Raw genomic sequence first — 11,604 nt, 5'->3', positions numbered from 1 at the left:
CTGAGACGGCGCGCGGGGCGGGGCCGTCGGCCGAAGCGCCCGCCCCCGCGCCGTCTCAGCCGCTTCGCTCGCCGGGCAGGATCTGTGCCGTCCGGATGGCCTCGCCCTCGCGGGTGCGCCGCGCGCGCCAGTGCAGGCTGGGGCATGCCGGTCAAACGGGCATGATCGTCAAAAGGGTACCAGCGTGGCCCTCCCAGGACCGGAAATTCACGCACTCTCCGCGCCCGAATGTGTTCATACGGTAGTCATGGGGCCGGGAGGAACACATTGATCTTCAGTCGCAGCCGCCGCCGGAAGTCTGTCCCCAGCACCGGAACCTGTCCCTACGCGTCCGGGGACCCCGCGCCACCCGCCCCCGCCCAGGAGACCCGCGGCCGGCTGCCGCACCTCGTGGACCGGCACGAGGCGGAGCGGTTCATCCGTCAGTTCCACGAGGAGCAGCCGGGTGCCGGGGACGACGTACGGAGCCGGATACGTGAGGTGCTCGCCGAGGTCGAGCGCACCGGCACCTACACGCACTCCCCGGCCGAACTCGCCTTCGGCGCACGCGTCGCATGGCGCAACGCGGCCCGCTGCATCGGCCGGCTCTACTGGCGCAGCCTCGTGGTGCGCGACCTGCGGCACCTCACCTCCGCCGACGATGTCGCCGCCGCGTCCTTCGAGCACCTCAGGCTCGCCGGCAACGGCGGCAGGATCCGGCCCGTGATCACCGTCTTCGCCCCCGACCGGCCGGGCCGCCCCGCCCCCCAGATCGTCAACGACCAGCTGGTGCGCTACGCCGGACACCGCACCCCGGAGGGAGCGTGGCACGGCGACCCGCGCAGCGCGGCCCTGACCGCCCGGGCCTGCGACCTGGGCTGGAAGCGCGACGAAGAACCCTTCCAGGTACTGCCGTTGATGGTGCGGGAGCACCCCGACGCCCGGCCCGAGTGGTACGAGCTGCCGGACGACGCCGTCCGCGAGGTACCGCTGAGCCACCCCGACCACCCGTGGTTCGCCGACCTCGGCCTGCGCTGGTACGCCGTGCCCGCGATCAGCGACATGACGCTGGAGATCGGCGGCGTACGCTACCCGGCGGCGCCGTTCAACGGCTGGTACATGGGCACGGAGATAGGCGCCCGGAACCTCGCCGACACCGAGCGGTACGACCTCCTCCCGGTAGTGGCGGACCGGCTCGGGCTCGACCGGTCGAGCGAACGCACCCTGTGGCGGGACCGGGCGCTCGTCGAGCTCAACGTGGCGGTGCTGCACTCCTTCCAGGAGGCCGGGGTGACCATGGCCGACCACCACACCGAGTCCCAGCGGTTCCTGCGGCACATCACCCAGGAGAGCCGCCACGGCAGGGAGACGCCCGCCGACTGGAGCTGGATCGTGCCCCCGGTCTCCGGCTCCGCCACCCCGGTCTTCCACCGGTACTACGACCCGGTGGACCCCTCCCTGCGGCCGGCCTTCCTGGCCCGTGCGTGACCGCCGTGCGACGGCGGGGGCCGTCAGCCGCTCGCCCCGGGGACCCAGTGGTTGTGCACCCGCATGACCCGGGGCGCTTCCGACACGGGCCAGCCCAGGCCGGTCGCGACCGGCATCATCCGCTCGACGAACGCGTTCATGTGACCCTCGGACTCCCAGATGTCGAAGACCTCCAGGCCGTCGTCCGTGGGGACGCATGCGTGGGACACACAGCCGTCGAAGATGTCGGGCGTCTCCTGTAGCTTGGCGTTGAGCTGGTCGTACTGCTCCGTGGTGACACCCGGAAGGACGGCATGGACGAAGATCGCCATGGTGGATCACTCCTCGTGAGGTGGGGCGGCCCCTCCCGCACCACCCCGTCGGCGACGCCCCCTACCAGCCAGCACAGCACGACCCGCCGGGGACGGCATCCGAAGGCGCAACCCGGCGCCGGCCCAGGACCGGATCAGCGGCGCCCCAGGACCTCGGCGACCCGGCTGTAGCCGTCCGTACCGTGACCGAGGGCCACCGTCCGGCGGGCCAGACCCTCGATGGCACGCATCACGTTCGCCTCGATGCCGTGGGCCTCGGAGGCGTGCACGACGTGCGCCATCGTGGAGATCCCCGAGGTGATCGGGTTGCCCTCGCCGGAGTAGCTGCCGCTCTCCACGTCCTCGGCCAGCTCCTGGAACAGCGGCGGCAGGATCGCGCCGATGCCCTGGGCGAAGGGCGCCAGCTCGGTCGGGGAGATCCCCTCGGCCCGCGCCACCGCCAGGGCGTGGACGTAGCCCGCCGCCGAGGTCCAGAAGATGTCGAGCAGCGCGATGTCGTAGGCCGCCGCCCGGCCGATCTCCTCCCCGAGGTGGGTGTGGGTGCCGCCCAGGGTGTCGAGCACCGCCCGGTGCTCGACGTGGAGCGCCTCCGGGCCGCTGTAGAGGAACACCCCGGCCGGAGTGCCGATGGACGTGGTCGGCGTCATGATGGCGCCGTCGAGGTAGTCGATGCCGTGCTCGTCGGCCCAGCGGCCGGTGTCCCGGGCCCGGTCGGGAATGTCGGCGCTGAGGTTGACGACGGTCCGCCCCTTGAGCGCGGCCGTCACGGCCGCCTGACGCAGCACGGAGTCGGTGGCGTCGTAGTTGACCAGGCAGACCACGGTCAGCGGGCTCGCAGCGGCCGCCTCCTCGGCGGTCGCGGCCGCGACGGCACCGGCGGCCACGAGCTCCCGGTCCCTGCCCGGCGTCCGGTTCCACACGGTGGTCCGTACGCCGGCCGCCAGGAACGCGGCGGCCAATGCCCGGCCCATCGGCCCGAGACCGATGACGGTGACGGCGGTGACGGCGGTGTCGCGGGAAGAAGACATGGGTGAACTCCCTTGTAGACATGTGGAGACAGTGGAGAGAAGGAAATTCCCGGAAGAAGGAGAAGGACGCGGATGGCGCGCGCCAGGGCCCAGGACTCGAACACGTGCGGAGTGAGCGCCGCGATCGTGGTCATCGAGGGCAAATGGAAGACGTACCTGCTGTGGCTGCTCGAGTCCGGCCCGCACCGCCCCGGCGAACTGCGCCGGAGGATCCCCGAGATCAGCGAGAAGGTGCTGACCCAGGCCTTGCGCGAGATGGAGGAGGACGGCCTCGTTCACCGCGAGGTGCACGACGTCCTGCCGCCGAAGACCGTCTACTCGTTGACCGGCTTCGGGCGTGAACTCTGCGAGGCGCTGGCCCCGTTGTCCGACTGGGGTTACCGTCGCCTGGACAGGCTCACGACCACGTCCGCCGCTTCCTGAGGCCCCGCCGTTCTCCTTCCTCCGGGCCGCTCTCAGCTTCGCCCGGCGCCCGCATCCGCGACAAGTACGCACAAAAAAGTGGGTATGGGGGGAGCGCGAAAAAGGGGGCCTCCCCGAAAGGAAGGCCCCCTGAAGGTGACGCGTCAGACGCTCCGCTCCCCGAAAGCGTCCAGAATCCGCTCGGCGGCCAGCGTCGCCGTCAGCTCGCCCGCGCGCACCCGCTGCTCCAGGCCGGGCGCGAGGTCCTGGACCGCCGGGTCCGAGTGGAGGCGGCGCAGGAGCTCGTCCTGGACCATGGTCCAGGTCCAGTCGACCTGCTGGTCGTGACGCTTGGCCGTGAGCCGGCCGGTCGAGTCCAGCAGGGCGCGGTGCTGTTCGAGCCGCCCCCAGACCTCGTCGAGGCCCGCCGACTCCCGCGCGCTGCAACTGAGCACCGGAGGCGTCCAGAAGGAGTCCGCGCCGTGCATCAGCCGCAGGGCGCCCGCGAGTTCACGGGCCGCGGCGCGCGCGTCCCGCTCGTGCGGGCCGTCCGCCTTGTTGACGGTGACCACGTCGGCGAGTTCCAGGACGCCCTTCTTGATGCCCTGGAGCTGGTCGCCCGTGCGGGCCAGGGTGAGCAGCAGGAAGGAGTCGACCATGTTGGCGACGGCGGTCTCGGACTGGCCGACGCCGACGGTCTCGACGAGCACCACGTCGTAGCCCGCGGCCTCCATCACGACCATCGACTCCCGGGTCGCCTTGGCGACCCCGCCGAGGGTGCCGGCGCTGGGGGAGGGACGTACGAAGGCCGCCGGGTCGACCGCCAGCCGCTCCATCCGCGTCTTGTCGCCGAGGATGGAGCCGCCGGTACGGGTCGACGACGGGTCGACGGCGAGCACCGCGACCCGGTGGCCGAGCCCGGTCAGCATCGTGCCGAACGCGTCGATGAACGTCGACTTGCCGACACCGGGCACTCCGCTGATCCCGATCCGCACGGCGTTCCCGCTGTGCGGAAGGAGTTCCGTGAGGAGCTCCTGGGCGAGTGCCCGGTGCTGGGGGCGGGTCGACTCGACGAGGGTGATCGCGCGGGCGACCAGCGCCCGCTTCCCCTCCCGTACGCCCCGGACATACGTGTCGAGATCGATCACCGCTCGTGTCCGAGGTCGGCCGACAGACGCGTCACCAGGTCGTGGGCCGCGTCGGGGATCACGGTGCCCGGCGGGAACACGGCGGCCGCGCCCATCTCCAGGAGCGTCGCCACGTCCTGCGGAGGAATCACCCCGCCGACCACGATCATGATGTCCTCGCGGCCCTCCGCCGCCAGTTCCTCGCGCAGCGCCGGTACGAGCGTGAGGTGTCCGGCGGCGAGCGACGAGACCCCGACGATGTGCACGTCCGCCTCGACGGCCTGACGGGCCACCTCGGCCGGGGTCTGGAACAGCGGGCCGACGTCCACGTCGAAGCCCAGGTCGGCGAAGGCGGTGGCGATGACCTTCTGGCCGCGGTCGTGGCCGTCCTGGCCCATCTTGGCGACCAGGATGCGCGGCCGACGGCCCTCGGCCTCGTCGAAGGCGTCCACCAGGGCACGGGTGCGGTCCACGGACGGGGACGCGCCGGCTTCGTTGCGGTACACACCGGAGATCGTACGGATCTGGCCGGCGTGCCGTCCGTAGACCTTCTCCAGGGCGTCGGAGATCTCGCCGACGGTCGCCATCGCGCGGGCCGCGTTCACCGCGAGTTCGAGGAGGTTGCCCTCGCCGCCCGCGGCCCGGGTGAGCGCGGCGAGCGCGTCCTGGCAGGCCTGCTCGTCGCGCTCCTCGCGCAGCCGCTTCAGCTTGGCGATCTGCTGGGCGCGCACGGAGGAGTTGTCGACCTTCAGGACGTCGATCTGCTCGTCCGTCGCGACCCGGTACTTGTTGACGCCGATCACCGGCTGCCGGCCGGAGTCGATCCGGGCCTGGGTGCGGGCCGCGGCCTCCTCCACGCGCAGCTTGGGGATGCCCGCGTCGATGGCCTTGGCCATGCCGCCGGCCTGCTCGACCTCCTGGATGTGCTTCCAGGCGCGCCGCGCGAGGTCGTACGTGAGCTTCTCGACGTACGCGCTGCCGCCCCACGGGTCGATGGTCCGGCAGGTGCCCGACTCCTGCTGGAGCAGCAGCTGGGTGTTGCGGGCGATCCGGGCGGAGAAGTCGGTCGGCAGGGCGAGCGCCTCGTCGAGGGCGTTGGTGTGCAGCGACTGGGTGTGGCCCTGGGTGGCCGCCATCGCCTCGACGCAGGTGCGCGTGACGTTGTTGAACACGTCCTGCGCGGTGAGCGACCAGCCCGAGGTCTGCGAATGGGTACGCAGGGAAAGGGACTTGGCGTTCTGCGGGTCGAACTGCTTGACCAGCTTGGCCCACAGGAGCCGCGCCGCGCGCAGCTTCGCGATCTCCATGAAGAAGTTCATGCCGATCGCCCAGAAGAACGACAGGCGCGGTGCGAACGCGTCCACGTCGAGCCCGGCCTCGCGGCCCGCGCGGATGTACTCCACACCGTCGGCGAGCGTGTACGCCAGCTCCAGGTCGGCCGTCGCGCCCGCCTCCTGGATGTGATAGCCGGAGATGGAGATGGAGTTGTAGCGCGGCATCCGCTGCGAGGTGTAGGCGAAGATGTCGGAGATGATCCGCATCGACGGCCCGGGCGGATAGATGTACGTGTTGCGGACCATGAACTCCTTGAGGATGTCGTTCTGGATGGTCCCGGCCAGCTTCTCGGGCGGTACGCCCTGCTCCTCGGCCGCCACGATGTACAGCGCGAGGACCGGCAGCACGGCGCCGTTCATCGTCATCGACACCGTCATCCTGTCCAGCGGGATGCCGTCGAACAGCTGGCGCATGTCGTAGATCGAGTCGATGGCCACGCCGGCCATGCCGACGTCACCGGTGACGCGCGGGTGGTCGCTGTCGTAGCCGCGGTGGGTCGGCAGGTCGAAGGCGACCGACAGGCCCTTCTGGCCGGCCGCGAGGTTGCGGCGGTAGAAGGCGTTCGACTCCTCGGCCGTGGAGAAACCCGCGTACTGCCGGATCGTCCAGGGCTGGTTGACGTACATCGTCGGGTACGGGCCGCGCAGGTACGGGGCCATGCCGGGGCGGGTGTCCAGGAAGTCCAGGCCCTCCAGGTCCTGCCCGGTGTACAGCGGCTTGACGCCGATGCCTTCCGGGGTCTCCCAGAGCAGGTCGTCCCCGCCGGTGGCCTTCTTGACGGCCGCCCGCCACGCGTCGGGACCACCGCCGGCGGTCGGCGCCCCGAGCTCGATCCCGGAGAAATCGGGGATGGACATCAGGACACTCCCATGCGGTCGAGGGCGGTGGAGAGCAGGGCGACGGCGTCACAGCCCGCGAAGAGGTACGAGTCGACACCGGGGTGATCACCCGGGCGGCCGGCGAGGAGGACGTGCTCCGCGCCCGCCGCGCGCAGCTCGGCCGCCACGGTCCCGGCCTGCTCCGCGTACAGCGCGTCGCTGGAGCAGAGGCAGACCTCGCGGGCGCCGCTCTCCTCGAACGTGCCCTCGGTGACCGGCTCGATGCCGCCCGCCTGGAAGAGGTTCGCGGCGAAGGAGACGCGGGCCGAGTGCGCGGCGGCCGGGCCGAGCGCGGCGAGATAGACCCGGGGCCGGGCCCCGGTCGCCGCCAGATGCGCGTCTGAGCGGGCGCGCAGGGCCTCGTACGCCTCGTCGCGGCGGACCCGGGGAAGGCCGCCGGCCGGCTGCGCGGGCGCGGGCGTCCGGTCGACGGGCTTCTCCGTGAGGTGGGGGAACTCGCTGACGCCGGTGATGGGTTCGCGGCGGGTGGCGAGCTTCCTGCTGCGCGCGGCCCAGGTCCCGGCGAGGCGCTCGCCGATCGTCCCGGACCGCAGGGCGGCTTCCTGGCCGCCCGCCCGCTCGATGTCCTGGAAGAACTCCCAGGCGGCGTGCGCGAGTTCGTCGGTGAGCCGCTCCACGTACCAGGAGCCGCCCGCCGGGTCGATGACCCGGGAGAGGTGCGACTCCTCGATGAGGACGGTGGAGGTGTTGCGGGCGATCCGGCGCGCGAACGCGTCCGGCAGGCCGAGGGCGTCGTCGAAGGGGAGCACGGTGACGCTGTCGGCGCCGCCCACTCCGGCGGCCAGCGTGGCCACCGTGGTGCGCAGCATGTTCACCCACGGGTCGCGGCGCGTCATCATCACCGTCGAGGTCACCGCGTGCTGGCGCTGCGCGCCCGCGTCCGGGGCGCCGCAGACCTCGGCCACCCGGGCCCAGAGCCGGCGCGCGGCGCGGAGCTTGGCGATGGTCAGGAACTGGTCGGCGGTCGCCGCGTACCGGAACTCCAGCTGTGCGCACGCCTCGGCGACGCTCAGCCCGGCCGCGGTCAGACCCCGCAGATAGGCCACGCCGGTCGCGAGGGAGCAGCCGAGCTCCTGCGCGGCCGAGCCGCCGGCCTCGTGGTACGGCAGGGCGTCCACGGTCAGGGCCCGCAGCCCCGGGTGGCGGTCGGCGCAGCGGCGCGCGAGTCCGGCCACGGACGCGAGGTCGTACGCCGGGCGGCCGGTGCGGGCCTCGTGTCCGAGCGGGTCCGCGCCGAGGTTGCCTCGGGCCGCGTCGTCGGCGACGCCACGTTCCTCGTAGAGACCGAGCAGGAGCTCGGCGGCCGCCGCGGTCTCGTCGCCCGCGTCGAGGACGACCGGCGCCAGGTCGAGGTAGACGCCGTCCAGGACCTTGGCGAGCGAGGGGACCGGGATGCCGGCGCCGCCGGCGCCCAGCCAGAGGGAGGTGACGCCGTTCTCCAGGTCGGCGAGGACCGCGTCGTTGTCGGGGGCGAGGTGCCGCTGGCGCACGTCCCAGCCGCCCAGGGTGTTGCCCTCGGCGCGGCCACCGCGCACGAAGGGCGCGAAGCCGGGGAGTCCGGCGTCGAGGGCGGTCTCGCGCGCCGTGTACAGCGGACGGACGTCGAGCCCGTCCTCCAGGAGTGTGGAAAGGGCGTCCTCGGCCGCGTCGCCGGACACCTCTTTGCCGGACTTGCGCAGGACACCTGCCACAAGGTGTTGCCACTGTTCGTGTGGCGCGTCGGGAAATTCGGACGCCAGGGTGAGCCCGTCGTCAGGCAGGACCGTCATGCTCGGATGCTAGGGGAGATCGACAAAGTAGCAGGAGGGCGTACCACTGTGACCTTCTTCTCGTTGTCAGTGGCGGCTGCGACGCTGTGTCGTATGGACAGGGACGAGGAGCTGCTGAGAGGCCGGGTCTACGGCCAGGACCACGACGACCCCAGGCCGGGCCCGAGGCCCGGCCGCGTCTACGCCGAGCTGGTCGGCGGTCCGCTCGACGGACTGCTGCTCGACGTCACCGACCGGACGCCGGCGCAGCGGGAGGCCGGCGCGGCCCTGGAGACGGAGCTGGGGCGGTACGGGGCCGGGGGCCGGTCGCTGTACGACCCGCGCCCCGGTGACCCGAGCCGCCTCGACTGGTCCGGCGACGCGCCGTGAGGTGCGTCTCGCCGGACCGCCGACGGGTTCCGCGGGGCCGGCACCGGCCGCCCGCCGGCCTCGGCGCAAGACGTCGGCTCGGCGCATGGCGGCGGCCTCAGCGCATGACGGAGGAGAAGTTGTCCAGCTGGATCCAGGTCACCTTGTTGGTCGCCTGGGGGCCGTAGACGTTGACGGCGCCGGCCGTGTTGGCCTCGATGCGGACCGCGTTGATGCCCAGGCTGTTGTTGCGGGGGCAGACACCGCGGGTCAGCTTGGGCGGGCGGATGGTGGCGGGCAGCGTGCCGAGGCGGCCGTCGGCGGTGAACGCGCAGGTGACCGTGCCGCGCAGCTGCAGGAACTCCGTCCCCGCGAGCCGGATCACGCGGGCCTCGGCCGGCGCGCCGGGCTCGTTCACGACAGCGGGGTCCACGGTGATCGCCGTCCAGTCGACGACGACCTGGCAGCCGTCCACGGGGTCGACGGCGGCGGCCGGCGTCGCCGTGAGCAGCGGCCCGGCGACCGCGACGGCGGGGGCGGCGAGCGCGGCGGTGAGCAGGGAGCGGCGGCTGGTGGTGGGCTGGGTCATGCTCGATCCTCCGGATCGGGTGGGGTGTGCGGGCGGGGTGGCGGGGCTGTTGACGGGCATGCCCATGGGGCTGTCCACGGGGCTGTCCACGGCGCTCCTCATCGCCAGGCGACGGAGACGCCGTCGAAGTCGATCCAGGTGATGGCGTTGTCGCTGGTGGCGCCGTAGACGCGGAGGGCGCCGGTGACGTCCGTCTCGATCCGGCACACACAGCGGCCGGCGCTGTTGTTGCGGGGCACGTTCTGGCGCGTGGGATGCGTCGTGCGCAGCCGGTGCGGCAGGGTCCCGATCCTGCTGTCCGCGGTCAGGCCCGGGGAGCAGGTGACGGTGCCTCGCAGCTGGAGGTAGGTGGTGCCGGCGAGGGCGATCAGCCGTCCGCGCGGGCGCTCGGCGCCGGGGGAGACGCCGGCCTCGAGCGCGAGGTCCTCCCAGTCGGCGAGCACCTTGATCCCGTCCACCGCGGGCTTGGTGGGGTACCAGCCGATCGTGACGTCACGGGAACCGGTGGTGCCGGGGACGGTGTTGCTGAAGCCGAAGAGCAGCCGGGTCTCGCCCGTCGCGGGGTCGACCTCGGTGGCGACGCCCTCGGGCTCGCGCCGGGTGAGCCCGTCGGCGTTGGTGACCACCTGCCGGTCGATGCGCTCGCCGGTCGTCCACGCGTACGAGGTGAGGAAGGCGATCCCCGGGAACGAGTCGGGTATCTCGGGGAAGTTCTTCTTGTCGTACGGCGCCCACTGGTACGCGTAGAGGACGTCTCCCAGGGCCGTGTACCCCTGGGAGACGAGGGTCTTCTGCAGCGGGTAGGGGGTCGGCACGTCGGGAGTGACGTCCTCTCCGGCCGGCATGACGAAGGTGGTGCCCACCGGGACCCACGAGCCGGCCGCCGCCGCGGTGAGGTCGTAACGGGTGAAGTGCCGCTTTCCGTCCTTGTGGTACATGACGCACAGCTGGTTGTTCACCGGGTCGAGGGACGGGCCGGTGCTCGAAGTGCTGCCGGGCGGGGTGAACTTCTGGCTCTGCGGTATCAGGGCCCCGTCGAGGACCCCGCCGTCGACGAAGCGGAACCGGGTGACGGCCTTGCCGAAGGCGGCGTCGTCCGCGGAGAGCTGCAGCGGGCCCACCTCGGTCCAGAGGTAGGTGTCGGCGCCCACCGGCTCGGCGCCCATGGAGAGCCCGTGGCCGAATCCCTTCAGCTGCATCGAGCCGGTGATCGCGCCGGTCCGGCGGTTGATGCGGTTGAGGTACAGGTTGCCCTGCGGGGCCGTGGCCGAGCTCTCCACCTGGAGCACGAAGACGTGCCCGTTGACGGTGTCGGTGGCGATCGCCTGCGGTGCGGGGCCCTTCACCAGGTCGACCGTCTGAATGAGTCTGCCGGTGACACCGGACAGATCGACGCCGTTGGCGTCCGTTGTTCCCATGGTCTCTCCCCCTGAGGTAAGCGGCGGATCCGAAATGAAAGGGAGATCATCACACGAGGTGTCAGCGACTCCGTGCCGGAGCGGATTTCGCCGTTCCGTAGCGAGTCCGGGATGGGTTAGCTTAGGCTTACCTAAGTAACGGTCCTGAGCGGCAGTCTCTGGTCTGTCTCCGTCACCTGTCCCGGGAGAACTCGGATGCGTCCCTTCACCACCCGCGTCACGCGGCCCACCCCCGCCGAGCGCGTGCGATCGATCCTGGCCGCCGCGCACTCGATGACGGTCGTGTCCGACGGACTCCACCAGGAGGTGCACCTCCTCGACGGCACCGGACCCATGGGCCACATCCACCTCCACGACCCGTCCGAGGAGAGCCACGCCGGGCAGGCCGCGCGGATCCCCGTGCGCCTGGAGTTCACCGACATCGCCCCCACTCCCGTACGCGAACGGCTCCGGGCGCGCGTCACCCTGACGGGACTCCTCTCCGCGCCGTACGAGCCGGAGGCCGCCGCGAGCATCTGCATGGAGTTCGGCCAGGCACTCCTGCAGGACGCCGAAGGCCGGAACTACATCACCCTGGAGGAGCTCCACGAGACGGACGTCGACCCGATGGCCTCCTGCGAGGCGTCCATGCTGACCCATCTCGTCGACGGTCACAGCGAGCTCGTCCCCCTGCTGCTGCGCCTCGTCCGGCCGCGCCCCGCACGGGACATGGTCCGTGCGCTCCCCGTCGCGCTCGACCGGTACGGCATCACCCTGCGGCTCGAACACCCCACCGGTCACCAGGACGTCCGGCTGCCCTTCCCCACCCCCGTCACCGACATCGACCAGGCCGGCGCCCGGATCCACGCCCTGCTCGCCGCGGCCCGCCGCTCCTCCCATCCGAACAGCCTGATGACCTGACCTGACCTGAC

At 71.9% G+C, this 11,604-nt stretch carries 11 protein-coding genes; 4 read left to right on the top strand and 7 right to left on the bottom strand.

Features of this window, described 5'->3' with window-relative positions:
• The first annotated feature begins 270 nt into the window (after positions 1-270).
• Positions 271-1,467 carry a nitric oxide synthase oxygenase gene (locus tag AOK00_RS00170; protein ID WP_437441368.1) on the top strand — a complete coding sequence of 399 codons (1,197 nt, stop codon included), beginning with the start codon at positions 271-273 and terminating at the stop codon, positions 1,465-1,467.
• A 23-nt stretch (positions 1,468-1,490) separates the two neighbouring features.
• On the opposite strand, the gene AOK00_RS00165 is transcribed toward AOK00_RS00170, so the two are convergent.
• Positions 1,491-1,778, bottom strand: a complete 288-nt coding sequence (locus AOK00_RS00165) for a hypothetical protein (protein WP_055598283.1) — start codon at positions 1,776-1,778, stop codon at positions 1,491-1,493.
• 134 nt (positions 1,779-1,912) lie between these two features.
• Positions 1,913-2,806, bottom strand: coding sequence for an NAD(P)-dependent oxidoreductase (locus tag AOK00_RS00160; protein ID WP_055598282.1), 894 nt, complete (start codon positions 2,804-2,806; stop codon positions 1,913-1,915).
• A 72-nt stretch (positions 2,807-2,878) separates the two neighbouring features.
• Here AOK00_RS00160 and AOK00_RS00155 point away from each other — a divergent pair, with 72 nt between their 5' ends.
• Positions 2,879-3,229, top strand: a complete 351-nt coding sequence (locus AOK00_RS00155) for a winged helix-turn-helix transcriptional regulator (RefSeq protein ID WP_055598281.1) — start codon at positions 2,879-2,881, stop codon at positions 3,227-3,229.
• A 143-nt stretch (positions 3,230-3,372) separates the two neighbouring features.
• Here AOK00_RS00155 and meaB read toward each other — a convergent pair whose 3' ends face one another.
• The 3 genes from meaB to AOK00_RS00140 are packed head-to-tail and all read right to left on the bottom strand — an operon-like array spanning position 3,373 to position 8,338.
• Entirely contained in the window at positions 3,373-4,356 is a 984-nt protein-coding gene (gene meaB, locus AOK00_RS00150; RefSeq protein WP_055598280.1) for a methylmalonyl Co-A mutase-associated GTPase MeaB, read from the bottom strand.
• The gene (gene scpA / locus AOK00_RS00145; RefSeq protein WP_055598279.1) at positions 4,353-6,527 is read right to left on the bottom strand and encodes a methylmalonyl-CoA mutase; all 2,175 of its coding nucleotides are present in this window, start codon (positions 6,525-6,527) and stop codon (positions 4,353-4,355) included. The genes meaB and scpA overlap by 4 nt, the downstream gene beginning before the upstream one ends.
• Positions 6,527-8,338, bottom strand: coding sequence for a methylmalonyl-CoA mutase family protein (locus AOK00_RS00140; RefSeq protein WP_055598278.1), 1,812 nt, complete (start codon positions 8,336-8,338; stop codon positions 6,527-6,529). The genes scpA and AOK00_RS00140 overlap by 1 nt, the downstream gene beginning before the upstream one ends.
• A gap of 93 nt (positions 8,339-8,431) precedes the next feature.
• On the opposite strand from AOK00_RS00140, the gene AOK00_RS00135 reads away from it, so the two are divergent.
• Positions 8,432-8,707 carry a hypothetical protein gene (locus AOK00_RS00135; RefSeq protein ID WP_055598277.1) on the top strand — a complete coding sequence of 92 codons (276 nt, stop codon included), beginning with the start codon at positions 8,432-8,434 and terminating at the stop codon, positions 8,705-8,707.
• A gap of 97 nt (positions 8,708-8,804) precedes the next feature.
• Here AOK00_RS00135 and AOK00_RS00130 read toward each other — a convergent pair whose 3' ends face one another.
• The gene (locus tag AOK00_RS00130; protein ID WP_055598276.1) at positions 8,805-9,275 is read right to left on the bottom strand and encodes a hypothetical protein; all 471 of its coding nucleotides are present in this window, start codon (positions 9,273-9,275) and stop codon (positions 8,805-8,807) included.
• 98 nt (positions 9,276-9,373) lie between these two features.
• Positions 9,374-10,693, bottom strand: a complete 1,320-nt coding sequence (locus AOK00_RS00125) for a hypothetical protein (RefSeq protein ID WP_055598275.1) — start codon at positions 10,691-10,693, stop codon at positions 9,374-9,376.
• A 195-nt stretch (positions 10,694-10,888) separates the two neighbouring features.
• On the opposite strand from AOK00_RS00125, the gene AOK00_RS00120 reads away from it, so the two are divergent.
• A complete protein-coding gene (locus AOK00_RS00120) occupies positions 10,889-11,593 on the top strand; it encodes a DUF2470 domain-containing protein (RefSeq protein ID WP_055598274.1) in 705 nt (234 codons plus the stop codon).
• The last annotated feature ends 11 nt before the right edge of the window (positions 11,594-11,604 follow it).

The sequence above is a fragment of the Streptomyces aureus genome, assembly GCF_001418135.1.
Classification (GTDB): domain Bacteria; phylum Actinomycetota; class Actinomycetes; order Streptomycetales; family Streptomycetaceae; genus Streptomyces; species Streptomyces aureus_A.
Note: the sequence above shows the minus strand (reverse complement) of the source record. Positions and strands in the feature narration are given on the sequence as shown.